Here is a 25923-nt window from a genome sequence, read left to right as displayed (position 1 = left end):
GCTCGCGCACGTCCTCCGGCTTGGCCCGCAGCGCGTTTTCCATGCCGCGCTTGCCATCTTCGACCCAGCTCTCGATCTCGGCCGGCGTCAGGTCAAACTGGCGGCTGGCCGCAGCCACGGTGGTCTTACCCTGGATGATCTCAAGGACCAGTGCCGACTTGCGACGGGCCGTCCAACGCTTGATCTCTTCTTCCATCACTTCGCTCATCGGTGTCTCCTTCGGGGAAAGTAACGCCTGAGCAGGAAATCAGTGGGTCATTACATCAACTCAAAGCGACCGATGAGGGGGGGGCGTATCATTCTGGCGACAGCGCCAGGAGATGATTCTGCGATCGTGGCCCCGTTCGAGTACGATCCCTCCAAATATAGGCCTTTGGATTAACATGGCTAGGCCATCGATAGAAGCTCAAGTGACCGAGAAGGTTGCCAAGTATGTCGCGGATGCAGTGGTGCTTCGCTACGGCGAAATGCCTCTGTCGACGCTGGCAGTTGCGAAGTCGATTGGCCATGATCGCCGGGTGCTAAAGAAGTATGGACTTGATGCTGTAATCGCCGCTGCCGATAAGAGATCTGCACGGCACGCAAAGCGTAGCCGAGACACTAGGCGGAGATCGCTTGAAGAACGTGTCGACGCAGCAACATTGGAGGTGGATAAGCTGGAAAAGCAGGTTCACTCTTTTCTGGCGCGGCTCGCATTGATTGAGGTGAATGCCAAGCGGATCGGTATTGATCCGGAGGAACTCTATAGGCCTGTTGCGCCACCGGACCGGAGAGTGGCCAGAATCTTTGGGAGCAAAAAGAACGCTTTTGGTTCTAATCGTTAGAGGGATGTGGCGGCGCTGCCGCTAGACTATATTCTGAATCTAGCGCAATGTAATCTCGGTGGTGAGAAAGCGCTTCGCTGGGAGTCTCACAAGGGACGGCAGGCGCTTCCAGGCACTTCCCGGCACTTCAGCGGGTGAGCTGAGCACCGGTAGCACCGACGGTCCGAGCTTGCCGCTCGAGCGGGCCTGATTCCGCGAGGTGCCAGCATAAGGGCGTGCGCCGGCAGGGTCTGCCAAGTGCGGCTGGCTTGCGTAGGTATGTCCGCTCATGGCCGTAAGCAGACGTTGACCAAAGGTCGTCAGGAACAGCCACCCAGTAGTAGCCGGGCCCATCTACGTGGCTCAGACTTTCGACGCGCGAAGCTGCCCCATAGACGCCGTGCGCCGGAATCGAAACGCAATGCCAGGTCCAGATAGTTCAACCACTTGCCGGTCATGATCTAAGGACCGAGCAAGCAGCGCGATCTGCATGACTGCGCCCCCAATGCATCCCAGATCAAAGCCGTTGAACCACTTGTCGCGGATCCCGCGTGCATCCTTTGTAATGTGAGGGTATGCTCGACGATAGATGACGGGGGGGGGGCATTCGATGTTCGCCGCGTTTGAGGCACTGGTGCTGGCAGTATCGGGTTTGCTGGCGCTGCGAGGCTAGTTGTTGAAGGTAGCCGGGGTTGTTTGTGATGTATTAACATTATGATGAGCGCGGAGTCTTCCTTGGATGCGCGCCTGTGCACATGTCAACAGGATTTAGTCCATCACTTAATGTGGGGGCTAATTAAATTAATATTGCATGGCAGCTAAATATATGACATATGTGATTTCTTGCGTGAATTTGAAGGGCGGCGTTGGTAAAACCGCCTTGGCGGTCAATTTGGCGGCCTATTGCGGTGCGCAGGGTAAGAAGACTCTGCTAGTCGATCTTGATCCACAAACAAACGCCACGTTCTCTTGCGTGACGCCGCAAGCCTGGTCAGAGCACTCGGACAAAAAAGGTAGCGTCGCTGATCTTCTGGGTGCTCGAAATCATGTCAAATTCGACTCTGAGAATATTCAGCCTGATGATTTGATTATAAAGAATGTCTTCCCGAGCGTTGATCTTTTGCCCTCCCATCTCGACCTATTTACTATTGATCTGGACATCGGTGGAGTTGTTTCGCGCGAAACATTGTTGAGTAGGGCGCTTGAAAAAATAAAGAACAAGTACGACTTCATAATCTGTGATTGCCCTCCAAATTTAACTTTGCCAACGCAGAATGCATTGGCGATGAGTACGCACTTTGTCGTGCCGGTTTCCCCTGACTTCTTGTCAACCCTAGGGATCGCCCTGCTGATTACAAGGGTAAATAAACTGGCTAAGGATTTGAGGGTTGAGCTAAAAAACGCGGGCATTGTGCTTTCGCGAGTTGGCCGCACCTCATACTTTAAGGAGCAGACTACTCAGTCGATCCGAGATGCGTTTGGGGCAAATGTTATTCCCCACGAGATCAAAGAGCGATCGGTAGTGGCGCAATCGGCTGCAGAAAATAGGCCAGTTTTTGACATGGGAAATAGCGACGCCACGGCGGAATTCACACTTGTTTGTAAAGCGATTGTTGCGAGAGTGCAAAAGCCATGAAGACTCATGATATGGCGAGCGCCCTGACAGCGATGGCTAAGGCGCTCAAGGCCATGCCCAACGTAGAGCTGAGTAGTGCTTTGCAGCCAGGCGGTCTGCAAGGTGGTGACAAAACCGCAGAGATTGCTGTGAGCTTGGCGACTCTCGCCTCGCTTTCCTCCTACGGTAAGAATGAGTGGGTGAGTGTAATTGTAGAGTATGACTTGCCAATTATCATTCGTCCTCGCGATGCTGCGCGCGACGTATTGGGAAAGTTGCTTACATATCTGGAGGAGAATAAGTCTGCCAGAGAGAAATTAACGGAGGATGTTCAGCGTCGCTCAAAATCCTCTGATGAAGTTTCGAATGCCCTGAGGTTCTTGCTTGGCAATGACTAAAATTCAAGCGCCAGTACTTGAATCTTACCGGAACTTCTCTGATCGTTTGCCTGCCGAGCTTGAGTCAGCATTAAGTTCGACTAAGGGAAGTGGTGCACTTGAGAAAAGCTATGCGAGGGTTGCCGCCTTTAACGCCATAAAGAGAGATCTGATTTCAGGAAAATTTCTCCCGGGCGCAAAACGCTTTGTTGATGAGGCGCATAATGACCTCCTTGTATCCCATGTCTGTGCTTCTATGGGGTCCTGGCGGGCTGCGCTTCAATCGCTACGCAGCTTTTTAGAGAATGTAATGGCGGGCCTCTATTACAACGATCATCGTGTTGAATTGGAGCTAAGGAGCACGGGGGGGCGGATATCCCCTCGTGAGCTTAGGGAGTACTTCTCTACGCATCCAGACATCAGAGTTGCAGCAGATGCTTACGAACTGAAGAATAGTCTCGACAAGGAGTACGGAGAGCTCTCAAAGGCAGTGCATGCTGCCAATAACTTGTTTCGGATGTCTGATGAGAATGGTGCGATTTTCGCAATTGCTCCGGACGTTGCTGAGCTAGGGAAATGGGCGAAAAGAGAGCATGAGATATTTCAGATATCTATATTGATCATATTTGCTTACTTCAAAGACAAACTGAAGGGTGCGGCGATGGGTAATTTGCGAAGCGCTCTTGAGCCGCTAGTTTCAGAGAGGGTTAAGAAAATTTTGCTGGAGAAATGTGCGATCGTGATTTGAGCGCCGACGAGGCGCACCCTGAAACTGATTTTCCCAGCACTCAAGCTCTGGCGCCGTTGGCGCCAGAGCTTGCGCAGCAGAACACACGCTGCGGTGTCCAGCAGAAAATTCATCCCATGCTTCATCCAGAGCATCCAAGGCATGATCTCCGTGCTGTGAGAGATATGCGCGAATCTCATCCGGGCACGTCGCAGAGACGGGTAAACCGCTGTCACTACGGACGTCAACTGCCAGATCGGCCACCACATCGTCTCGCGAGATCTGAGCCAAGAGCCATCGATGGAAGGGCGAGCGAGAGCTCTGATAACGCGCATTCACCTCCACCGCCGCCGCGGCCAAGAGGTTCACCGGATCTGAGGGACGACGCCATTCTGCAAGCCCCTTCGCCCCTTCGCCCTTCGCTCATTCCAGCGCTCAATGGACTCCAAATGACGCATCTCATGAGACTGCCCTGGATGAGGGCGGGTATTCGCGAAGTGCTCTGGCGGGCAGAAGTAGTCACAGCGCACGCAGTAGAAGAGAGAGGAATCTGTCTCATCCTGATCGCCATGCAAGTAGTACCTCTTCTGCACTGGCGCTCTTGCCTTTGCCGATGCGGGCTTGAGGGGCGCACCTCGACTGACGTGCGTCTTTGACAATAAGGACCGGTTAGCGAACCCGTGTGCCGCGGCAATCCTGTCGAGCGCTTCGGCATGCGTCACAGAGCCTTCGCGAACGGCCTTCTTGGCTTCACATTTGAGGCGACTGATCTGTGCGAAAGAAAGACTATTGGCCATGACTCAATCTCAGCGGTCGCTGCTAGATCGATGCGTCCACACACCAAGCCGGCTGCGACCATTGGAGGTCAGGGCAGGTCTTGAAACACTCCCGCACTGTCGGTTCGACTTCGCCTTGTGGACGGGCCGGCCCGGGCGTGGGGCCTAGCCGAAAGCAAACAGGGTCAAGAGATGAGGCGCCAAATGGCCTGCAGGCCACGCCAGGCGAGCCCTCGAAACGGATCCAGGGGGAGCTTTGAGGGCCGGGAGGGCGGTTACCCGTAATTCTAGCCTGGCCGTGGGCGACCCTAGACGCCCATGAACGAGAGACGGCACCTGGCCCATGACTCTCTCATCCGCCAATCTGCGCCCAACTGCCTCGTGGCAACTATGATCAAGCTATTAGCAGGGGGATAGTTGGATGGATTTACCTCAGAACATGCGGACCGGTGAGCTGGCCGAACTGGCCACCAAGCAGATGTTTGTCGCTTGGGGATGGGCAACCGCGAAGGATGGCCAGGACATCGGGTACGACCTGTTTGTCCAGCCGGACTCAAGTCGGTACAAGGGCCAGCGCTTTCTCGTCCAGGTCAAAGGTACGGCCCGCCCTAGCCGCAGAGGAATCACCGCTCAGTTAAAGAAGGCGAGGTTGCGGCAGTACTTGGCCAATCCCCATCCGGTGTTCATTGTTCGATCCACTGCCGATGGGGTGTTGTACTGGCTGCATGCTCAACGGTGGGCGGAGTCAAACCGCGATCGACTTGAAGGCGAAGGCAAAATTTCCGTGGGCATGGACATTGCGCAGCGATTGGAGGACAAGGACTCCTTTATGGCCTATCTCGACAAGGTGCTAGCGCCGATTGAGACCGTGCACGGATCAGTGGCCGGGCTCGCACGGAGGAGGGAGCAACACCTCAACTCCTTTGACCCACGACTCTCCGTCGCGGTCTCCACACACGGTGAGTCTGAGACATATACCCTCATGGCAGCCCAGGCCGGATTCTCCGTTCCTATCGAGATGGTCCATCGCGACCTCGAGAATGCCGCAGCAATGGAGGACGCCATGAAGTTCGGACTGCCGGTGTCCATGGAACTTGAAGGCATGAAGGTTTCCGGCTCGCCGTTGTTCAGCGAGCTTCAACTTGACCAATTGCAGCCAGCAAAAGTTGACATCCATCGAGACGGAAAGCCAGGGGCCGTTACCCTGGTAGCCGGAGTGAGTCCGGCGATGTCCGCGCCTTCCATGGAGATAGCAGTCGATGCATATCATGGAGCCGCAGGCGCGACGATTCGCAGTCGCGGGCTCACGTCCACAATGTTTGAGCTTCGCGTCGACCTGAGTAACGACCCACCAAGGTCCATCTTCAGGCTGGGTCTCGACATGTCGCAATTCATTAAGGGCCCACTTGCTCGCGCCCCTGGCTTGGCCGAATTTGGAGCATGGGCTACAGCGTCCCTCCTAGAAGAAGGGTTCGTACTGAGCACCAGCTTCAGTCGAACTCGAACAGTTTGGCTGCTCTCGAAAACTCAGTCTCCAGCGCCAGGGGTGCTCCGCTTGGTTCGCGACCTCTATCGCCTCCAGTGCATAACGCGTCAGCTCGACTCTGATTTCACGCTTCACCCGGGCACACGGCTCGTCGCGGAGGACATCATGGCAATTGAGATGTTCTATAACGTTCTGAGCGGTCGCAAAGTAGCGACTGAGCTGCCGGAGCTTAGGGTTGATGGGATTGTCGATTTCCCAGATCGAGCGACTGACTCCACTTACTGCTGCAAGGTCAATCACGCATTGCTGGTAGCGGGCATGATCGTTGGGACGATTCCTCTGCTTATCAAATTAGTTGACTACGAGCGGATTGATAGCCCTGTAGAGGGATCAATGATTCTGCGCGGTGTCGATGGCAGCAGTGCCACCATTGAACTGACCGAATCTGCCGAGCACGACTTGCATGTAACCGGAGACGAGAGTTTGCGTCCCGGCGGACGCACGGCCAAATTCTGATCCACCTCTGCAGCTCAGTGGCTCCGGCTATGCCTCTAAAGGATGAACTAGCGAAAATTCCCTCTGGATTTTCGTTCGAATATCTGCAGCGCCAGTTCCTGATCGATGTGGGCTTCCCCGCTATGTCGCGCGACGGCGACGAACAGAGATAGCTCTTCTAACGAGAATGACTAGCTTTCCGGGCGGTTGACCCCCTTGATCTACGCGCTCCTCCTTTCCAGCAGATCCTCAGCAGAGCATGACGCCGGCGCCAGCTGGCCACTTTCACTCGTAGGGCCAGCCACGCTCGCATTCGCTGTTTCCATCTAGGAGCGCCGCGCCATCGTCCGGAAGCACTGGGTCGTCCTTGGGGCGGGAGTAGTGGCAGGTTCACCCACCGCACTGGCCGGCTCTTACGCATTGGCAGCATACCTGGGCATAGACGCAAAAATCCACGCGAGCCTGGTTCCAACGTCCTTCAATACCGCCCCTTGCAGGGTGGCACGGGAGCCGGGAAAGGGGATGCAGAGCCAACTCAACAGGCCGTGGAGTTGGCCAGCCACGACGGCGGGCGCAAAGGGGGCGCAGTCTCAAATTACGAGACGTGCATCACTAAACACAACATTAACAAGAGCTAAAAACGAATTATTAACGTCTTGCAGAGGACGAGCAATGGTGTTCTAATGTATGAAGAGGGTTTTTATGTCCGATTTTTTCGTGCCCTCTAAAAAAGCCGCCCTCTGTAGGGGCGGCTTCTTCCCAAAGAAGCAGGAAGTGAGCCCAGAGAGCCTGAGCATCAAATAGCGAATCGAACGAGGATAGCAGCAATTCGGCCAAATAGAAGAGCTGAATGTTGCTATGGCCAGGCCATCTGGATCTACCTCCTGCGCAACTGACAAGGAGTTAGACCATTGATTGATCGATTGACCGTACGAAAAGCCAGCCGCTTGGCGGTTGCAACAGTAGAAGAGCTAGCCGAGCAGGCTCGGAAGTACCAGCGCAGCAACAAGGAGGAAGGAATGTCCTTCCCACTCTGGTACACCAACTGCATCAAGCTGGCCGCCAAGGACGTTTGTTCTGGCATGAGCGCTAATGATGCATGCGCACGGGTGGCAAAGTTCCCTGGGGTGCTCAAGGAGAAGGCGGAAGGCCTTGTCCGGAATGTCGCAGACATTGTCGCTGCAAATGACGATCTGGACTTCACCCCGCGACAGAGCCCGCCCAAGTGCTCGGCCACTGTTGATGGCGTCTTGCTATCAACCGGGCAGGACGTGATCGCCACACATCAGGATGGAAAGCTGGCCTTTCTCTACCTGCATGTGGTGGACGCGCCCCTCAAGGAGGAACAGGCACAAGCCCAGTTGCATCTGGCGCAGTTCGTTGCCGACGCCAAGGAGCTCAATGCAGACGTCATCATCGTCGATTTGGCCCGCAAGAAGCTCATCACCGCGAGCGAGCCATACGAGGCGGAAGAAGTCAGGGCGATCGTCGCGTCTGCTGTTAGCAAAATGAACTGATCGACAGCGCTAGCGCTGCAGGAAATGAGATGGGGCTCGCCATGCGGCGAGCCCCTTGACGTTAGCGCTTCACGGCTTGCCGGCAAATGAAGTCGACCGACCACAATGCGCCGGACTGCTGGGGAGCCTCAAAACAAAGCGTCAGCTCATCTCCAATCAGCGTGACGACGCGAGACTGGCGCGCACCCGCCCAAATTGGGAACAGGCTGATACCGATCTCATCACGGATGATGCCAGCTACCTCGTTGACCTCGTACGGGCCAGTGCAGGCCAAGTAGCTCTGGCCGGCTGCCCTGTACTCCGCATCAGCCCACTCGAACATGTCCCCGTCCGCAAAGCTCTGATGCGCCGAATCGGGTTCACCCCCGATTTCACGGACACTTACAAGAAGGCCGATCCAGGCCATGAGGAGTGTTCATGTCAAAGCGTAGGAAGTTCAGTGCCGAATTCAAGCGTGGTGCGGTTGAGCAGGCAAGCCAGCCCGGCGTCAGCTGTGCCCAGGTGGCGCGGGAGCTGGGGATTCGCGACACCCTGCTGACTCGCTGGAAACGCGAGGCACAGAGCCCGGGCGCTGTCGCCTTCGGCGGCACCGGGACACCTGGGGATGAAGAGCTGGCCCGCCTCAAGCGCGAGCTGGCGCGGGTGAAGAAGGAACGGGATTTCTTGCGAGAAGCGGCGACGTTCTTTGCAAAGGAATCATCCTGAGGTATCAAGTGATGGAACGTTGCCGCAACGAGTTTCCGATTCGGCTGATGTGCCGCTGCCTGAAGGTATCGGCCAACGGGTATTACGAATGGAGCAAGCGTCCTGCGAGTGCTCGACAGGTCGAAAATGAGCGCTTGGTGGTAAGGATGCGTGAACTGCATGAAGACAGCTGGGGTACTCTGGGAGCTGGATGCATGCGCGAAGACTAGGCTGAGGAAGGCCAGAGCGTCAGCCTGAACCGGGTAGCGCGCCTGATGGCTGCCGACGGCCTGCAGGGCTGGCCCCGGTGCAAGCGTCGCGGGCAGAGCGCAAGTCCGGCCATGACACCGCCGGGCGTGGTCAACCTGCTTGAACGCGATTTTCTCGCGCTGGAGCCGGAAACCAAGTGGGTGACCGATATCACCGAGATCAAGACCGGTCAGGGCAAGCTGCATCTGTGCATCGTGCTGGATCTGTACGACCAGCGCATTGTGGGCTGGTCAATGCACGATCGACAGGATCGACAGATGAAGATCCGGGCGGTGCAGATGGCGGTCTGGCAGCGTCAAGGCAGCCACGAAGTCATCCTGCATTCGGATCGTGGCAGTCAGTTCCGCAGCGGTGACTACCAGGCATATCTCGCGGCTAACGGGCTGATCTGCTCGATGAGCGCTGTGGGACATTGCGGCGACAATGCGGCCTGCGAAGGCTTCTTTGGGCTACTCAAGCGTGAGCGAGTCTATCGAACGAACTATCCGACACTGGGTGCAGCACGAGCGGATGTGTTTGACTACATCGAGCGACGCTATAACCCAAGGATGCGGCGAAGGGTCGCCAGGCAGGATCAGAAGGTTGCAACTCTTTTAGAACCGTACGTGATAGCGGGGTAGAACCTGGATGCGGACTTTGAAGACTTGCGGTCTATCATTGACCGCAGAAACTGGACTGCTCGTTTTGAGCGAGGCGCATTACTGTGGAAATCAGGCATCTCATAGCTAGGTATCCGCGCATTTTTCATATGGCAAATGCTGGCTCTTGGCCGAGCATTCATGCCAGAGGACTGCTCTCTGCAACTGCCGCGCTGGACAGACTGAATATCAGTGGTCCTCTACGCGCAAAATTTGAAGATGGGCATCGTCACGAGATGGCGTCGATACATCCAGGGCTTTCGGACGACATCGTGTTGCGGGACCAGAAGCCGATGCCACCCAGTCGGATCGAGAGGGCATTGCCGCCTGCTGTAAGTGCCGCTGACTGGTATCGCTTGATCAATGGGAAGGTGTTCTTTTGGGCGCAGAGAGAGCGCTTGCTCCGGTTGCTCAATTCATATGGCGAGTTCGAGCACGACGTGTTGACTGTGGACACTGCAAGTCTACTGTCGAGCCATGCGTCACGCGTTCGGCTTTGTCACATGAACTCAGGGAACACCTGGCCGATGCCCCATCCACGTGATGCCTCCATCTTCAAGCCTATTGATGAGTATCCCGTGAGGCGTAGTGGATTGCCGCAAAAAGAGGTGGTGGAATTGGTCATCGAGTATGGCGTTCCTGACATCAAAGATCATGTCTTGGAAGTTGCGCGGATGCGAGGGTCGGAAGAACTTGGATCACTATGGCGGCGCACTTAGGTGAATCATCCAGACAGGAGGTAAGCTGACTTCCTGAGAAGGCATCTTCACTACGAGAAGCTGACTAGTCATGATGGTTCGCTGGCTAAGGATGTCATCTCCGGATACGTTGCTTTGGCCCACTCGCCGGTCATAAACTTGAAGGACACTCACCAGGACACAGCCCGGTCTGGGTTCTGCAGGAAGATCAAGGGTTTAGGAGAGGGGGCGTCTAGTCCCACTCTCCCCGCCAATATTCGTCTAATGCCAATGGGGCACGGATCGGGACACATCTCCCGAATGCGCATCCCCCATCACCTCATCCGCGCTTCATCAGGCACCTACGCCTTTCGTCAACGTGCTCCCGGTGAGTTGCAGGTTGTCATGCCAAGGCTGCGGCTGAGCTCACCGCCAGGGTCCATAGCCAAGGCGGGAAGCGCTGCCTGGAATGTGCGGAGATGCGTGGCGCGAACGCTATGACGGCGCTAGGCGCTTTGCAATGCACGTTGACCCACACAAGGCGATTGCTGATCTCGACTTCCCCTCAGTGGTCAGAGCACCGCGCTTTGGCATTTAATCCCCAACGAGACGGAGATTGGACATGAAAAGGCGCTATTTCCGAAGAGCAGAACATCGGCTTTCTCCGTTGGGCAGAGGCCCGCATGGCGGTGAATGACCTGTGCCACCGGCACGGGTTCAGTGAGGCGTCCTATTACCTGTGGCGCAGCACGTTCGGCGGCATGAGTGTGCCCGGGATCCTGTAATCAATGCGCTGACCATCGTCGACGATGGGACGCTCGAAGCGGTGGCGATTGAGGTGGAGCGGGCGATCTCCGCCTACGGCGTGGTGCGGGTGCTGAACTGGCAGCAGGTGATCCGGACCGACAACGGCGATGCGTTTTGCGGCAGCACGATGGTGGCGTGCGCCTGCGAGCGAGGTGCGCAGGCGCCCTTGATCCCGCCCGGCAGACCGAATCAGAACGCGTGCATCGAGACTTTCAACGCCCACCTGCGCGACGAATGCCTCAACGAGCAAGGGTTTCCCACACGGCTGCATGCCCGCAGCGAGATCGAAACCTTGCGACGGGAATACAACGAGGAACGACAGAAGACGATCCTGGGCGGCCTGACACCGGCCGCCCATCCGTAGGGAGAACCGTTATGACGTTGCCTGAAGAGCGCTTTCAGCACGGACAGTTCGGGCGGAACTCACTCCCGGAATCGGATCGAAGCGGCCACAGCGGTGACAGCGTCCTGCACATCATGGCTGCTCCCCGCAGGCAGAATGGCGGCCAGGCGAACGAAGCGCTGGCCCGGCCAGAGCGCCAGATAGTGGTGGAACGTGCCGCCATCAGGCATGTGGCCGCTGACGCGATGTCCGGCGATGCCTGCGAACATGACATCGTGCCTCGACACAACCGTACCGTGCTGGATCTCGCGTGTGCCGGCGATCAGTTGATCGGAGACGTCTGCAAGGTCATCCGAACCGAAGGGGAGTGACAGTTGGGACGCGACGATCAGCAGAGGTTGGCGGCCCTCCAGGTCGGTATCCAGTTCGCCCGCGGTCAGGACGGCCGAGGCGCCTGCCAGCGTATCGACAATCCGGAACGGCGGTTCCGGCGTCACGGTGAAGGGGAGGGCTGCAAGTTGCTCCTCCAGGGACGCCGGCGGGCTCACCTTGACGGAGGTCAGGGTCATCATTGCGGACTTGTGCTTCATTGCGTGATCCGTGGGTGCCTGGACCGTGATCATTACCGTAGGAGAACCGGGGAACAGCGCAATCCACTTGTTGAACGTCTGCCCATGAGCGTTCTGGGTGCCGATCGCGACGGGAACCGCGCGCCCCTCGACGTCAAGCGACTCCAGATGCTTGACCAGGACGCCGCGCGTGGCGAATTGACGACGGGCGGTTTGTTCATCGACGAACAGCGTTGCCACTGCCTCGCTGGCGTGGGCGGGCAGCTCGGCGACCAGAATGCTTGCCCGGCCATCCTCACTCATGAAGCCAGTGAAGGTGGAGGCGGGCGAGAATCCCGACGGGGGAGCCAGACTGACGGACGTTCCGGGTACAAGCTGCGCGGGGTGGGGCGGCTTGGCGCACCCAAGGGCAACGGTGGCCTGCAGAAGAAGCAGCGCTGAGCGCAGCAAGTGTTTGATGGAAATAGGCATGTAGTGCTCGGATGGGGGAGACGGGCGTGGCGGGCGTGTGCAGCCCCGACGCCAGGATGAAACCGGAGATCCTGGCAAAGACCGCCTGTGTCGACCATGCAACTACTTCGAAGATGTCAGCCGTAGTCTGGCTGGTCGCGTGACGCGACTCTCGCGCGGAACAGTGGCGGAATTCCACGTTGACATAAGGGCGGGACGAGGGTGAGCGCCACCACGTCCAGCGAAACGTCATTCATCGTCGAGTTGTTTCGACCATTGGTGAAATCGCGCATCGAGCTTTTCGCATATGTCTCATGCTTTTTTCTGGTCGTAGGGTTCGTGGTAAAGGGTCGGCAGATCATCGTCAGAAAGATCCACGTAATCCTCCAGGTAGGATGCTTCGTAGTACGCCTGCGCGAAGCCATTTCCCGTTTCTGACAAGTCGTCGCTCGTAAGCTTGTCATCGCAGCATTGGGCAAGCAGGTCCTTTCCGCTCAGCTGTCCTTGGCGAATTGAATGCAGCGCGTCAGGATGCAAGGAGCGAAGCGTGTCGCTTTCATGCCCGCGACGGATGGCCCACTCCAGGAAGAGGGCGATATGGGTGCGGGCATGGGAAGCATTGAGGTCGGCTGGAAAGTCTCCGCCGGTGTGCCAGTCAATGTCATCGTACTTTCTCACGATCATCTGTAACTCACGTCTGAAGGGGCGCTGAGTCGCGTTCCTGCGATATCTCCGGAATCCCGCACAGCCAGCCCTTCCCGGCAGAAGTCAACCAGGGCGCGCCCGCGACCTCACGAACGCTATCCCACGACATTCTGGGCTCGGAACCGTCGAGAGTTGACGGGAAAAGATAGGGGCTGACGGACAGGAGCGACATGCAACGAGTTGCAACGCTTGGCGATTCAACCGAGGCAGAACAACACTGTGGCCTCATAGGCAGGCATGTAGCCTGCTTCTGCAACAACTGATGGCCTCGTGCAAATACTAGGTTGGTCGATCATCAAGAGAGCGCGACGCCCTGCTCTCCACCTCCAACCACCGTCGAAACGCATCCGTCGCTTCCACCTTCCGCCCCGCAGCCGGACAGACCGTCCAGAAGGCATACGCGTTGGGCAGCTGCGCTTCGAAGGGGCGGATCAACCGTCCTGCGCGGAGGTCTTCCTCCACCAGCGGTCCCACGCCCAATGCCACGCCGTGCCCGTGGAGGGCCGCTTCCTGGGCCAGGTAGATGCTGGGGTACACCGGGCCGGTATCCGCACGCACCGCCGGCACGCCGGCGAACGCCAGCCACGCGGCCCAGTCGGGCACCCCCGGCCGGCCCTCCGCGCTCTGGTCATGGATCAGGGTGACGTGGGCGAGATCGGCGGGCGAGGTCAGAGGCAGGCCGTCGGCACGCAGGGTCCCTGGCGCGCAGACGGGGAACACCGGTGCCTCCATCAGCAGGTCGGCCGGGTTGCCGTAACCGGCTCCGGGACCATAGCGGAGGGCGATATCGATACCGTCGCGACCGAGGTCCGCCAACTGGTCGGAGGTGACGATCCGCACCTGGATATCAGGGTGACGGGCGTGAAAGCGGGGCAGCCGCGGAGCCAGCCATTTGGCGGCAAAGGACTCCATCGTGCTGACGCGCAGGTTGGCGGTGGCTGCAGGCGAAGCGCGGTCCAGAGCAAGGTCCAGCATCTCGAAGATATCGCTCAGCGAGGTGGCGAGGGCGGCACCTTCGCTGGTCAGCGTGACGGTCCGATGGCCGCGCTCGAACAACGCGATGCCCAGATGGTCCTCGAGCCGTTTGACCTGATGGCTCACGGCCGCCGGCGTGACAAAAAGCCGGGCCGCGGCCTTCTGGAAGCTCAGGCAACGTGCAGCGGTTTCAAATGCGCGCAGGGCGTTGAGAGGAGGGGCGTGACGCGGTTTCATCCAGGGCTCCAACCACCACCGATGATCGATCCTATCAGGTTAGGTTTTCTAACCTGAAGGTCAAATCATGTCGTTTGTCAGCCTCGGGGCTGCTGGCAATCATGGCGGCCTCCACCTCAAGGGAAGCCGCCGTGCATCTGACACCATTGGGTCCGGACGTCTCGCTATGCGTAGGCGACGAACATGCGTCCGTCGCGACCGTGTTCTTCAACGGGAGCGACGTGTTGCTGGTCGACGCCCTGGGCAGTGCGGCGGATGCCCGGCGGTTGCGCGATCTGCTGTGCCGGCAGATGGGGAAGACCGTACGCATGATGGTCTTCACCCATTTCATGAGCGATCACATCGCCGGGCTCACCGTGTTTCCCGAGGCGATGACGGTGGCGCATCGCAACTATCGCCACACCTTCCTGTCGCAGAACCGCCGCGTGGATGCGTTCTACCGTGAGCCGCAGGTGGTGTTCGACAGCGCGATGCGCATCGGCTGGGGTCGCCATGAGCTTCGCCTGCTGCATAACCCGGGCAAGACCCTGGACCACCTCAGCGTGGATGTCCCCACCGCCGATCTGGTCTGCGTCGGCGACAACATCGTGGGCAGTATCGTCTATCTCTCCAAGGCGGACCCGGCACAGATCCGGACGGCGATTGGGCGGGCCAGGCAGTTTGGGCGCGGCACCGTGGTCGGCGGACACATCGGCGCGTTCGATGCCACGGTGCTCGATAACGCGCTGCACTATCTGGAGCACCTACGGCGCACCGTGGTAACCCTGCGCGCGCAGGCAGACGCGGGGCCGCTGGGAGAGAGGATTGCGGCCATCCCGATGGACGCGTGCCTCGCGCCGGGCGTTGAACCCACCGACTTCGAGCGGATCTGGCACCAGCGCAATCTGGAGGCGATCGACGCCCAGGGCATTTTCGAGCTGGATACCTATCTGGCGCGTCCGACGGAGGTCGCATGAGCGCGCCTGCATCGGGCGGTGTCCGGGTGGGGCGACGGGCCTTCCTGTCCGGCTGTGCGGCCGGAGCGACGGCGCTGCTGCTGCCCGCATCGCTCGCTGCCGCGCAGGTGCCGATACAGGGCGGCCTGCGCATCCAGCGGCTGGCCTGGGCAGGCATCCGTCTCCAGCTCCCCGGCTCGACCCTGTTCATTGATCCGTTGACCAATGCCGCCGAGTGGGGCGCGGCGCTGCCGGACGTGTTGATCCCGGTCGCGGATGCGGTGGGGGAGACCAGCGTCCTGCTCACCCATGTGCACTCGGACCATTTCGATGCGGGTGCCGTGGCGCAGGCGCTGCACGCGGGGGGCACCGTGATCCAGCCCGCCGGAACCCATCCGCTCCCGATTCCCCCGAAAGCCCGGGCGCGTCCTGCAACGCTGTGGGAGCCGCAGTTGCTGGGCGACTTCACCGCCACCGCGGTGCCCGCGTCGGACGGCTACGGCGACCCGCAGGTGTCGTGGGTGGTGTCGGCGGGCGGGCGACGGATCTTCCACGGCGGTGACACGATGTGGCACGGGCACTGGTGGAAGATCGCGCGACAGTTGGGTCCTTTCGACATGGCCTTTCTGCCGATCAACGGTGCCCGGTTCGGCTGGCGCAAACCGGTCAGCGGACAGCCGGGCGTGCTTACCCCCGAACAGGCCATTGCTGCCGCCACCGTCCTTGGCGCGCGGTCCATCGTGCCCATCCACTACGGCATCTCGGGCATTGCGGAGTACCAGGAAGTGGAGGCGCCGCTGCGCACGCTGGGCGTGCAGGCCAGAACGAGCACCCTGACTGTCCAGCCAGTGCAGCCGGGGGCGTGGGTGGCGTGGCCATGACGGGTGACGTATGTCCAGCGCCGCCAGCCGGGGATGGCGTACGTCGGCGGTTGCACAGGGGGCCGTCAGCAAGGTGAACATTCCGAAGTAGAATCCTCTGCCCGTAAGGACGACGTAGTGCGGGAGGGGCATTCATGGACCCGTGGGGCCGTCTCGAGCCCAGAGGACATGCGTGCGTTGGAGGGTTCAAAGGAAGCATTGCGCTGCAATGCGATGTGGATGATTGGCGCGCACATGAGCGTTGGTCATCAGTACAACAGGGGGTTTCATGCGGTCCATGCGGAATGTGGTTGTTTTCGCTGTTGCAATGCTGGCTGTCGGGTGCGCGCAGAAGAAGGGGCTTGAAGAGAATCCGGACCTCGCCGCGATCGAGCAGCACCTGGATGCGTACCTGGAGGCGTATCCCAACGCCAACGACGGTGCCAGCAAGACCTGCCTGGAGATGAAGATCCACTTCGTCAGCGCGACCACCTCCGGTGCGCTGGACGCATCGGTGGGCCGACGGGATCTCGCCAGCGAACCCGGGCCGCTGAAGGCCGGCGAGGCGGTGTTCTTCGACGGCGTCGCAACGCAGTTTGGCCGTACCGTCCGGGTAAATGGCGACAGCCTTTCCGTGGGCACGGTCAACGTCGGCGCATCGGCCTACGAGGTGTGGTCGCCGAACAGCAGCGCCGTCATCAACCGGCGCATCGCCGAGGGTCAGCTGGTGACCGGTGGCAGGGAGTCGCCCATGTTCGGTACGCGCGGCGTGCCGGTGTGCGGCTTCGGTATCGCCACTGTGGGTGGCAGGCTCAATCACATTCTTCTGGCGGACATGATCGAATCCGGTGCGCCGCTCGAGCAAGAGGTGCCTGCCAGCGGCATCGCCGCCAGTGCGGCCGCAGATGTTGCCGAGGTGGCCGGCGAGCCGCCGCAGGAGGCGCCGGCCGCGGCCGGTGGCACGTGCGAAGTGATTGCGAAGGGCGAGGAAGAGGCGCGTTCCAACTGCAAGTCGGGCAACTTTGCTGCCTGCCGCGATATCGCCGGCTGGGTGGCCAACAAGGTCATGGAAGGGTGTGCCGTGACCACGAGGACGCCGGCAGAGGCGCTTCACGAGGAATGCCTGTCGCTTGCCAAATCGTCGTTGCTGGCCAACGACTATTGCATGGGCGGCAAGGGCGACCAGAGCGCGTGCGAGTTCCTTGGCAAGGCGGCAAAAGAAGCGGCGCAGAAGGGGTGTCCGTCGGACGTGGTCGCCGAGGCCCGCGCGCAGATGCGGCGAGACCGGGGCGAGCCGGCCCAGGCGCCTGCGACGGCCTCCGCGCCGGCGGCATCGGCCTCTCCTTCCGCCGAGGAGGCATCCCAGCCGACCCGGTCCCGCAGTGAAGCCACGGTGGACGCGACGTCCAAGAGCATGAATCCCCCGCGGTATCCGCCTGCCGCGTTCCGTGCCGGGATAGAAGGCCAAGTGACGCTGACCGTGGATGTCTCCGCCGACGGCGCGGTCACCAGCGTGGCCATCGCAAAAACGTCGGGCAACCGTGACCTGGACAGGGCGGCAATGGAAGCCGCGCGGAAATGGAGGTTCAACCCGGCGCAGGAGAACGGGGTTGGCATGGCAGGACGGGTGAGCGTGCCGGTCACGTTCGCGCTCAATTAGTGCATAGCTGCGGAAGCCTCCGGCGTCTCAAGGACCCGTCTGATCGCCCCCGGATTTCCTCGCTCCATCGCTACTGAATGGTCGGGCAAAACGGGAGCGTCAGCGCTGTATCGTTCCGGATGTCGCGCTCTGCACGGCGCGTGGCCACTGCCCCTTCGATCTCGGCTTGTTGTGACACGCCGGATAACTGGAGCAGGACTTGAACGGCCCGTGCGGCCCGGTCCGGTCCACGAATACGCCGACCTTGCATACCGGGCAGCGCTCTTCCGTGACGGGAATGCCGGTGACGCCGGTGATTTTGACGGCGCCGTCCTTGACCAGTTCGTCCAGGAAGGGTGAGTTCTTTCCCAGCAGCGTGAACAGCGCAACGGTGCGCCGGGCGCGGGTGAGGGCGACATAGAACAGTCGGCGCTCTTCGCTCAGCGGGTAGGTGTCGCCGGTGGGCATCGCCAGCGACAGCACCGGATCGTCCGAACGCAGGCTGGGGAAGCCACGGTTGACCATGCCCGGCAGGATCACGTAGTCGGCTTCCCTGCCCTTGGAGCGATGGGCGGTGAGAAACTCGATGTCCATCGTGCTGCCGAAGGCGCTCTTCCAATCGGCAGGCACGACGCTGCGGTCGGACCGGTAGCGGCCGAGCACGAACACTGAGACGCGGCCGTTTCGACCGCGGGGAATCTCGCCGGCGAGCAGTTGCTGGTGCAGTGCCGCCAGGTACTGCCGCACCCCGTCAGGCACCTCGTCGCGCTTGGCGAGCTGGAAGGCCAGCAGTACCGGCCCGTGCGCCGGGGTAACCGAGCGGACGACCTTGTCGATCTGGGCTGGATTCCTGCCGATGAAGCGGCTTGAGATGTCGCACAGGGCTTGCGGGCAGCGGAAGGTCTGCTCGAGTTTGAGCACCTGGCCTTGCCCCATCCAGTCGCGGAAGCCGGTCATGACCGAGACGTCGGCGCCGGCGAAGCGGTTGATCGACTGCCAGTCGTCGCCGACCGCAAACAGGAACCTGCCGGGCTGCTTCACCAGCGCGCGGCAGAGGCGGGCACGTGCGCGGGACGCGTCCTGGAACTCGTCGGCCATCACCAGGTCGTAGGGCGATGCATACCGGTCCTGCTCCAGCAGGCTGGCCGCCATGTTCAGCATGTCCTCGAAGTCGATGCTCTTCTCGTCGGTCAGGGCGTTGTCCCACGCCTGCATTACCGGGCCGGCGATCTCAAGAAAGCGGCGGTGGCGTTCCTTGAAGTGGTCCTCGGGCATCTGCTGCAGGCGGGCGGCCATGTCATCGAGCGACAGGCAGTTGCTCTTGGCATGGGCGATGAACGTGCGCATCAGGCCGATCAGATCCGAATCGGGCATCGGCTTGGCGCCGTCGTCGGGCAGCTCGCGATCCGGATTGGGGTCAAGCGCCACGCGGGAGGCGCTGAGCCGGTCGGTAAGGTAGTCCAGGGCATGGCCACTGCGAAGCCCGAAGGACGTGGTTTCGGCCAGTGCGGTACCGCGCCGGGCATGTTCCTCGCGTTTCCAGACCATGCCGTCCATGTAACCGGCGAAGTGCCGGGGCGGTTGGCCATTGGCATCCAGCGCGAAATGCTCGTGATACAGGGCGGCGTCGGGATAGTAGAAGTCCGGCCGGTACTGGCGGTGGGCGTCGGTGGCGGTATCGAACTCGTACGGACGTTCGTACTCGTAGCTCACGCCGTTGTAGAACAGCCAGTCGGCAATGACGCACTCTTCCATGCTCTTGACCCGCTCGCCCTGCAGCGTGCGGATGTAGGGCTTGCCTTCGCGGTCGTAGCCATCGGCCAGCATGTCCTCGCCCAACGGCGGAAGGTCGCGGCCGAACACCAGCCGGAACATGTCCCACTGGGTGCGGAAACGGGTGGAGCGGTCCTTGAGGTCGTCCACCAGTTCGGTGAGCTTGTGGAAGCCCTGCGCGGCGTCGACGGCCCAGGCGGGAATGTCCGGCTTGCGACCGGTGGCCTTGGCAATGATGGCCAGGCCCAGTGCATGGAACGTGCGGGCTTCGACCACGGTGTCGGCCATGCCCAGACGGGCGAAGGAGCGCTGCGCACGTTCCTGCAGTTCGTTGGCGGCATCCTTGTTGAACGCCAGCATGACGATCCGTTCGGGCGCGACGAAACCGCGGTCAATCGCATAGGCGGCCTTGGCGACCATCGTGGACGTCTTTCCCGAGCCGGCCGATGCGACGACCTGTACCCGGTTGTCGAAGCAGATCACCGCACGGGCCTGCTCTTCGGTGAGCGGCTGGCTTTCGACCTTGTCCAGGAGGTCTTTGGCCAGGACCAGTTCGCGGGTGGTCATGCCCTCGTTGGCGTGGGCGATCACCGCCGGCCAGTCCAGTGTCCAGTCGTGCAGGGCAGACAGGGCGCGCTGATGGGGTGGGGACTGCAGGTCGCCGTGTATCTCCGCGTCGAGGAACAGCGGTTCCAGATCCGGCGCGGCCACGGGCAGGACGGGCCGGGCGTCAAGGAGGGCGGCCTGCTCTTCGTGGGTAATCCACCGACGGCCGCGGTCGCCCGCGTCGATCAGGGCGCGGGCAGCGCCCAACCAGGTGAGGATCTGGCCCAGCACCGTGTCGAACAGCGCTTTGCGCTCACGCCTGCGGCGTTCGTGAAGCACTACGTCGATGGCCGAGGCGAGCTGGACACCGTGGGCGTTCGGCAGGCCATCGACGGACAGCCAGGGGCCCGCATCGCGCTCCACGGCCACGCGCGACCAGAGCACACCCGGCATCACCTGCACCCGATGCGCATCCGTGAGGAACTCCCGGTGACGCTGCCCATCGATGCTGAGCTCGACGTGGTCGCCGTCCAGGCGAAGCCACCAATGCGGGGATCGAGTCAGAAGCCTGCCCCAACCAGAGGGGCGCCAATCGATTGCCATCCTTGATACTGCCTGCGTGCGTGGGGTACTGGCCCAGAGCGGGCCTCTATCGGGCTCCATGATAGAGCAGGCCTTCTGTGCACGCTTGTTTCGATAGATGGACTGCGGGAATGACCGGCCGTGTGCCCGCGTTCATGAACCGTACGGCACCCCAGGGGCCAAACACGCGACGCGCACATACCGGTCACTGATCTGCCACGCACGCGCCGGTATGTATGGACGCTCCATCCTCAACGGTGTTCGACCATGCAGGCCCCCGCCATCGCGACTGCCCCTGTTGACATGGATCGGCGCGCTGGACACGCAGCCCCCGCGCTGGAGGCTGATGCCCGCGACGTGCTCGCGCGCCAACCGTCGCTGCCGCTGCCCGGGCGCGGCCACACGCTGGAGCGCTGGCGCGCCCTGGGGGCCATTGCTGCGCGCGATCTGTGCGTGGCCAAGGTGATGGAGGCCCACTACGACGCGCAGGCGATTCTGGCCGACCTGCACGCGCCGCCGTTGACGGAAGGCACGCTGGCGGCGGTGTGGGCTGCCGAAGGGCCGCAGGCGACGTTGTCGTTCGATCCCGCCACGGGCACCGTCAGTGGCAGCAAGCCGTGGTGCTCCGGTGCCGGACTGGTGGATGAGGCGTTGGTGACGGCGCGCTGCCAAGAAGGCACGCAGCTGGTCCGCGTGCGCGCCGATGCGAAAGGCATGCACCCGCAACCGCTGACCTGGCACGCAACCGGCATGGGCGGCATTCCCAGCGGTACCGTGCAGTTCGCCGCCGTCCCCGCCGAGCCGGTCGGCAAACCGGGCACGTACCTGTCCCGGCCGGGCTTCTGGCACGGTGGCGCGGGCATCGCGGCGTGCTGGTACGGCGCGGCGGTGGCGCTGGCTGCACCGCTGCAGCGCTCGCCGCGTGTGAGCGGCGATGCGCAGATCGCCGCGCTGCTCGGTCGGGTCGACATGGGCCTGCAGGCGTCAGCGGCGCTGCTGCGTGAGCTGGCGACATGGATCGATGCCATGCCTTCCCAGCCGCACCAGGCCGATGTGATCCGTGTGCGCAGCGTGGTGGAGCGTACCTGCGTACAGGTGCTGGATGCGGTGGGCCGCGCGCTCGGACCGGCACCGATGTGCCTGGAGGCCGGGCACGCCGCGCGCTGGAGCGACCTGACGGTCTTCATTCGACAAAGCCACGGCGATCGTGACTGGGCCGAACTGGGGCGAGCCGTCCACGCCCAGGAGGGACCGTGGACACTGTGACCGTGCCCATCAGCGGGCCGGGCAACCGCGAGGTCGACTGGGACCGCAGCGGCTGGCTGCGCGCGCTGCCTGACAGGGAGGCCGGCGCGGTCCTGGCCGACATACGCCGGCTGGTGGTGGTGTCGCCCCATCCGGACGATGAAGTGCTTGGTTGCGGCGGCCTGATGCAGGCGGCGCTGGACCAGGACATCGATGTGCACGTGGTGTCGGTCACCGATGGCGAGGCCTGCTATACCGACCAGCCCTTGTGGCCCGCCGCGCGACTCCGCGATGCACGCCGGCGTGAGCTGGCCGATGCCATGCGGCTGCTGGGCATGGATGCCACGCATGTCACCACGCTGGCGCTACCCGACGGGGCTGTTGCCACACATGAGGCGGACCTGGCCGCGGCGCTGGCCGCGCAACTTGTGGCTGGCGATCTGCTGGTGGCGCCGTGGATCCACGATGCACATCCGGACCATGACGCGACCGGACGGGCCGCGCTGGCGGCAGCAGCATCCCGTGCCGTCAACGTGCTGCAGTACCCGGTCTGGGCGTGGCACTGGCTCGACCCGCACGCGATGACGGCGCCGTGGTCGGCAGCCGCCCGCATTCCGCTCAGCGCCACCTTGCTGCGCCGCAAGCAGCGCGCGTTGGACGCGTTCGCCACCCAGACCGGCGCCGTTGACGGACTGGCCTGTGCACCCATTCTTCCCGAACACGTCACGGCGCGCTTCCGCCGTCCTTTCGAGGTGTTGATCGGATGAGCACGGCGGCCTATTTCGATGCGTTGTACCAGCAGCCGGACCCGTTCCACTACCGCAGCCGGTGGTACGAGGCCCGCAAGCGCGCGCTTACGCTGGCCTGCCTGCCGCGAAGGCGATACGCGTGTGGGTGGGAGCTGGGCTGCTCCAACGGCGTGCTTACGGCAGCGCTGGCGGCGCGGTGCGACGCGCTGCTGGGGACAGACATCAGTGCCGATGCGCTGGCCGACGCGGCGGTATCGACGCGGGCATGGCCGCAGGTGCGCCTGGAGCGGGCCACCCATCCGCAGGACTGGCCTTCCGGCCGCTTCGACCTGATCGTGGTCAGCGAAGTCGGCTACTACCTGCCGTCATCGGCGCTGCAGCAGATGGCGCGGCAGCTGCGCCACAGCCTCACCGACGATGGCCTGTTGCTGGCCTGCCACTGGCGGCCACCGTTCGACGCGGCACGCAGCACCACCGAAGACGTGCACGGCGCGCTCTCGGAACACCTGGTGGAAGCGTTTACCTATCAGGACGCCGATCTGCTGCTGCAGGGGTGGAGTGCACGCGCCACCAGCGTTGCTGCGTGGGAGGGGCTGCGGTGATCGCCGTGATCGTACCGGCACACAACGAGGCGCCGGTCATTGCACGTTGCCTGGCCTCGGTCCGGCTTGCGGCCGCCCACCCTGGCCTGCGCGGCGAGGCGGTGCTCACGGTGGTGGCACTGGATGACTGCAGCGACGACACCGCCTCGATCTGCGCCGACCAGGGGGTTGCAACGGTGGTGGTGGACGCCCGCTGCGTCGGCGCGGCACGGGCGGCGGCAGCGACCGTGGCGCTCTCCCACGGCGCGCGCTGGATCGCCAGTACCGACGCCGATTCGGTCGTGCCTGCGGATTGGCTCTGGCAGCAGACCCGCTGCGGCGCGGATGTGTTCTGCGGCGTGGTGGACGTGGTGGACTGGCTGGACTATCCCGATGCCGTGCGCAGGGCCTTCGCCTGCCGCGAGCTGGCCAGGGACGGACACGCGCATATCCACGGCGCCAACCTGGGCATGCGCGCCACCGCCTACACGGCAGCCGGCGGGTTCGCGCCGCTGCGCACCGGCGAGGACGTTGCGCTCATCCACATGCTCGGCAACACCGGCGCGACCATCGCCTGGCTGGCACGGCCCGTGGTGGCCACCAGCGCACGCCGGGTGTCGAAAGCGCCGCAGGGGTTCAGTGGATTCCTGCGCGCGCTGGAGCGGGAAGTGAGGGAGGCGGGGGCGGTGCTGGTGCCGACGAAGGCACTCCGGCACGGGTAAGGTTGCCCACCAGAAATCAGGGCAACACGCCCTGCAGGTAGCGTTCAATCACGTAACTGAAAGGACGCTGCCGGTGGTCGCGCAGCACGGCGCGCACCTCCAGCACAGTGGCCTGCGGGCCTTCGCCGCAGTCGGGCCAGCAGGTGGCATCACCCAGCGTCTGGCGCTGGAAGCCAAGCGGCTTCACCACGCGTCCAAATGGTTCGTCGCTGCCATCCAGCGTGGCATTCATGGCGGACGTGAGCAGGTCGGGGACATACCAGTTGTCCGCTTCGGACAGCACGCGGGTGCCGCAGACCAGGCGCACACGGCGGTAGCGCAGCGGCACATCGGCTTCGACCTGCAGCGCTTCGCGCACTTCGGGTGGTGCATCGCGCACGACACCCTCAACGCGCACCGCCCGTACCTTCGCCGTGTCGGCGAGGCCCTGTTCGGCGCACCAGGTCTCCAGCGTGCTGGTCGCGCTGTGTCCCGCCAGCAACCGCGCGTGCAGCGCCTGCACCAAGGCCGTGCGCGAGGCCAAGGACGCTGTGGCGGCCGGCGAGGCCGGCGAGCCGCCTGTCGCGAAGGCGGCCACGGGCGCTGCAGCGAGCAGCGACGCGGCTTGCCAACGAAGACGGGCAGTGCGGTCGAACGGGCCCATCGTGATCCACCGTGAAAGAAGACGTCAGTTTACCCGGTCCTGTAGCGCGACCCGGCAATACGCGCGTGGATCTGTCGCACCGGTCGTCAAACCGGACGCCGGCGGCCGGACACATGGTCATTGCCGGGAACATGCCAGCGCCAGGGGAACGTCGTGGCGCGGCGGATGCCGATGCGCGGGCCGACACCAGGCTGCGAGGGCGGCGGCATGCCATCGCTGACGATCCGGATGGGCCCGGCGCTGTCGGTCAGATCGGTGCCGTCCAGTGCGCCGGTGATGCCCAGCGCCTGCGACAGGCGACCCGGCCCACTGGCCAGGTCACGATCGCGCCGGGCGGCGACCCGGGCCTGGCGCATCCGATCGATCCCCGCCAGCGGCGCCAGCGCCCGCAGCAGTACGCCCCAGCCCTGGCCGATGTCGCCGCAGACCGCATTGGCGCCCCAGTGCATGCCATAGGTGAAGTAGACATACAGATGCCCGGCCTCCCCGAACATCGTGCGCGTACGCGGGGTCATGCCGCGGAACGAATGCGCGGCCGGATCCTGGTCGCCGGCGTAGGCCTCCACTTCCACGATGCGCCCGGCACGTCCGTCGTCGCGCAGCAGTATCGTGTTGAGCAGGTCCGGTGCCACCTCGGTGGGGTGACGCTGGTAGAACGCGCGGGGCAGGGGTGTCCACTCAATCATGCGGCCCCCGCTGCGCGACGGTCCGATTCCGCATTGGGGGTCTCCTCGGTGGCCTGGGTCGCAGCATGCGCGTCGGAGCGTCGACAGGGGATCAAGCTGCCGGTCGTCACGTTGCGCTCGCGCTGCGTTCGCAGCTCATGAGCCGATGTCCCGTCAATCTGGCGGCGGTCCAGAACGGGAGCAAACCACCGATGATGAAACCGATGCAGGACCAGAACGCCCCGATCGCGCTCGATGGGCGCTGTTTCGCCTATGTGTTCCCCTGCGCGTGGGAGGACTACGGCAAGATCGGGTTCTCGCGCGATCCGCTGGCGCGCATCGGCGCGCTCCACCATCGCTGGTTCGAGTTCTTCGATCTCGACGCCGGCGTGTTGATTGAAACCGAGACCCAGCGCGACGCGCGCGATGTCGAGCTGGCGCTGCGCCGCCCGCTGAAGGCGCATCGCGCGCCGGCACCGCTCACCGTGCAGGACAAGGCCGGTGGCAGGACCGAGTGGGTACGGGGTGCCAACGATCTCCTGCGACCCGCCGTGCAGGCGCTGGCCGAGGGCGGTCACCGGATCTACCCGCTGCGCGCCTGGCTCGCCGCCGCGATGCTGGCGCGCGCCGACGGGTTGTTCGACTGGTCGGCTGCGGTGCTGCCGGAGGAACCGGTCGCGCGCGATGCCTTGTCCGTACGCGCGCAGGTGCTGCTGCGCGACGCCCTGGATGCCCACGTGGCGCTGGGGATTGATCTGGAGGGGCGTGTGCCGCCGCACGTGTGGTCCTGGTACCGGCCGGCGTAGCGCGGAACAGGTGCCTTGTTGGGCGC

The 25923-nt window shown here is 62.5% G+C and carries 22 protein-coding genes and 3 pseudogenes; 17 read left to right on the top strand and 8 right to left on the bottom strand.

Going from position 1 to position 25923, the window contains the following annotated elements; translation table 11 throughout:
* A partial coding sequence (locus OC534_RS17055; RefSeq protein ID WP_262072244.1) for a DUF1153 domain-containing protein occupies window positions 1–208 on the bottom strand: 208 nt, incomplete at its 3' end.
* Between the two features lie 202 nt (window positions 209–410).
* Here OC534_RS17055 and OC534_RS17050 point away from each other — a divergent pair.
* The 6 genes from OC534_RS17050 to OC534_RS17025 all read left to right on the top strand — a co-directional run bounded on the left by OC534_RS17050 (window position 411) and on the right by OC534_RS17025 (window position 7796).
* A complete protein-coding gene (locus tag OC534_RS17050) occupies window positions 411–824 on the top strand; it encodes a hypothetical protein (protein WP_262072243.1) in 414 nt (137 codons plus the stop codon).
* 790 nt (window positions 825–1614) lie between these two features.
* Window positions 1615–2439 carry an AAA family ATPase gene (locus tag OC534_RS17045; RefSeq protein ID WP_262072242.1) on the top strand — a complete coding sequence of 275 codons (825 nt, stop codon included), beginning with the start codon at window positions 1615–1617 and terminating at the stop codon, window positions 2437–2439.
* Window positions 2436–2816 carry a hypothetical protein gene (locus OC534_RS17040; RefSeq protein ID WP_262072241.1) on the top strand — a complete coding sequence of 127 codons (381 nt, stop codon included), beginning with the start codon at window positions 2436–2438 and terminating at the stop codon, window positions 2814–2816. Before OC534_RS17045 ends, OC534_RS17040 begins: the two co-directional genes overlap by 4 nt.
* Complete coding sequence (locus OC534_RS17035) at window positions 2809–3543, top strand: hypothetical protein (RefSeq protein ID WP_262072240.1); 735 nt, start codon at window positions 2809–2811, stop codon at window positions 3541–3543. Before OC534_RS17040 ends, OC534_RS17035 begins: the two co-directional genes overlap by 8 nt.
* Window positions 3544–4719: 1176 nt before the next feature.
* Window positions 4720–6300 carry a DUF4365 domain-containing protein gene (locus tag OC534_RS17030; protein ID WP_262072239.1) on the top strand — a complete coding sequence of 527 codons (1581 nt, stop codon included), beginning with the start codon at window positions 4720–4722 and terminating at the stop codon, window positions 6298–6300.
* A gap of 890 nt (window positions 6301–7190) precedes the next feature.
* Complete coding sequence (locus OC534_RS17025) at window positions 7191–7796, top strand: hypothetical protein (protein WP_262072238.1); 606 nt, start codon at window positions 7191–7193, stop codon at window positions 7794–7796.
* 61 nt (window positions 7797–7857) lie between these two features.
* Here the strand turns inward: OC534_RS17025 and OC534_RS17020 are convergent, their stop codons facing one another.
* Window positions 7858–8202, bottom strand: coding sequence for a lipocalin-like domain-containing protein (locus OC534_RS17020; protein WP_262072237.1), 345 nt, complete (start codon window positions 8200–8202; stop codon window positions 7858–7860).
* 11 nt (window positions 8203–8213) lie between these two features.
* Between OC534_RS17020 and OC534_RS17015 the strand changes: the two are divergent.
* From OC534_RS17015 to OC534_RS17005, 3 genes and pseudogenes are all read left to right on the top strand, one after another.
* Window positions 8214–9370, top strand: a pseudogene (locus OC534_RS17015) (IS3 family transposase).
* A gap of 83 nt (window positions 9371–9453) precedes the next feature.
* Entirely contained in the window at window positions 9454–10107 is a 654-nt protein-coding gene (locus OC534_RS17010; protein ID WP_262072236.1) for a hypothetical protein, read from the top strand.
* Between the two features lie 580 nt (window positions 10108–10687).
* Window positions 10688–11236, top strand: a pseudogene (locus OC534_RS17005) (integrase core domain-containing protein).
* 59 nt (window positions 11237–11295) lie between these two features.
* Here OC534_RS17005 and OC534_RS17000 read toward each other — a convergent pair.
* From OC534_RS17000 to gcvA, 3 genes are all read right to left on the bottom strand, one after another.
* Window positions 11296–12255, bottom strand: a complete 960-nt coding sequence (locus tag OC534_RS17000) for a hypothetical protein (RefSeq protein WP_262072235.1) — start codon at window positions 12253–12255, stop codon at window positions 11296–11298.
* Between the two features lie 291 nt (window positions 12256–12546).
* Window positions 12547–12918, bottom strand: a complete 372-nt coding sequence (locus tag OC534_RS16995) for a hypothetical protein (protein WP_262072234.1) — start codon at window positions 12916–12918, stop codon at window positions 12547–12549.
* A 300-nt stretch (window positions 12919–13218) separates the two neighbouring features.
* Window positions 13219–14151, bottom strand: coding sequence for a transcriptional regulator GcvA (gcvA, locus tag OC534_RS16990; protein WP_262072233.1), 933 nt, complete (start codon window positions 14149–14151; stop codon window positions 13219–13221).
* Window positions 14152–14252: 101 nt separating this feature from the next.
* On the opposite strand from gcvA, the gene OC534_RS16985 reads away from it, so the two are divergent.
* From OC534_RS16985 to OC534_RS16975, 3 genes and pseudogenes are all read left to right on the top strand, one after another.
* Window positions 14253–15107: an MBL fold metallo-hydrolase gene (locus OC534_RS16985; RefSeq protein ID WP_262072232.1), complete on the top strand. Its 855-nt coding sequence runs from the start codon at window positions 14253–14255 to the stop codon at window positions 15105–15107.
* The gene (locus OC534_RS16980; protein ID WP_262072231.1) at window positions 15104–15967 is read left to right on the top strand and encodes an MBL fold metallo-hydrolase; all 864 of its coding nucleotides are present in this window, start codon (window positions 15104–15106) and stop codon (window positions 15965–15967) included. The genes OC534_RS16985 and OC534_RS16980 overlap by 4 nt, the downstream gene beginning before the upstream one ends.
* A gap of 1366 nt (window positions 15968–17333) precedes the next feature.
* Window positions 17334–17606: pseudogene (locus tag OC534_RS16975) on the top strand (energy transducer TonB); the annotation flags it as partial.
* Window positions 17607–17705: 99 nt separating this feature from the next.
* On the opposite strand, the gene OC534_RS16970 reads toward OC534_RS16975, so the two are convergent.
* Complete coding sequence (locus OC534_RS16970) at window positions 17706–20501, bottom strand: UvrD-helicase domain-containing protein (RefSeq protein WP_153165336.1); 2796 nt, start codon at window positions 20499–20501, stop codon at window positions 17706–17708.
* Window positions 20502–20789: 288 nt separating this feature from the next.
* Between OC534_RS16970 and OC534_RS16965 the strand changes: the two genes are divergently transcribed.
* The 4 genes from OC534_RS16965 to OC534_RS16950 are packed head-to-tail and all read left to right on the top strand — an operon-like array spanning window position 20790 to window position 23783.
* Window positions 20790–21752 carry an acyl-CoA dehydrogenase gene (locus OC534_RS16965; protein WP_262072230.1) on the top strand — a complete coding sequence of 321 codons (963 nt, stop codon included), beginning with the start codon at window positions 20790–20792 and terminating at the stop codon, window positions 21750–21752.
* Window positions 21740–22498, top strand: a complete 759-nt coding sequence (locus OC534_RS16960; RefSeq protein ID WP_229296549.1) for a PIG-L family deacetylase — start codon at window positions 21740–21742, stop codon at window positions 22496–22498. Before OC534_RS16965 ends, OC534_RS16960 begins: the two co-directional genes overlap by 13 nt.
* Complete coding sequence (locus OC534_RS16955) at window positions 22495–23082, top strand: class I SAM-dependent methyltransferase (RefSeq protein ID WP_262072229.1); 588 nt, start codon at window positions 22495–22497, stop codon at window positions 23080–23082. The genes OC534_RS16960 and OC534_RS16955 overlap by 4 nt, the downstream gene beginning before the upstream one ends.
* Window positions 23079–23783: a glycosyltransferase family 2 protein gene (locus OC534_RS16950; RefSeq protein WP_017357648.1), complete on the top strand. Its 705-nt coding sequence runs from the start codon at window positions 23079–23081 to the stop codon at window positions 23781–23783. The genes OC534_RS16955 and OC534_RS16950 overlap by 4 nt, the downstream gene beginning before the upstream one ends.
* Window positions 23784–23799: 16 nt before the next feature.
* On the opposite strand, the gene OC534_RS16945 is transcribed toward OC534_RS16950, so the two are convergent.
* Together OC534_RS16945 and OC534_RS16940 are read right to left on the bottom strand one after the other, a co-directional pair.
* Window positions 23800–24426 carry a hypothetical protein gene (locus OC534_RS16945; protein WP_017357647.1) on the bottom strand — a complete coding sequence of 209 codons (627 nt, stop codon included), beginning with the start codon at window positions 24424–24426 and terminating at the stop codon, window positions 23800–23802.
* 86 nt (window positions 24427–24512) lie between these two features.
* Window positions 24513–25112 carry a DNA-3-methyladenine glycosylase gene (locus OC534_RS16940; protein ID WP_136005386.1) on the bottom strand — a complete coding sequence of 200 codons (600 nt, stop codon included), beginning with the start codon at window positions 25110–25112 and terminating at the stop codon, window positions 24513–24515.
* A 191-nt stretch (window positions 25113–25303) separates the two neighbouring features.
* Between OC534_RS16940 and OC534_RS16935 the strand changes: the two genes are divergently transcribed.
* Window positions 25304–25897: a GIY-YIG nuclease family protein gene (locus OC534_RS16935; RefSeq protein ID WP_166473112.1), complete on the top strand. Its 594-nt coding sequence runs from the start codon at window positions 25304–25306 to the stop codon at window positions 25895–25897.
* Window positions 25898–25923 lie beyond the last annotated feature (26 nt).

The organism is Stenotrophomonas sp. Marseille-Q5258 (genome assembly GCF_946900935.1).
Classification (GTDB): domain Bacteria; phylum Pseudomonadota; class Gammaproteobacteria; order Xanthomonadales; family Xanthomonadaceae; genus Stenotrophomonas; species Stenotrophomonas nematodicola.
Note: the sequence above shows the minus strand (reverse complement) of the source record. Positions and strands in the feature narration are given on the sequence as shown.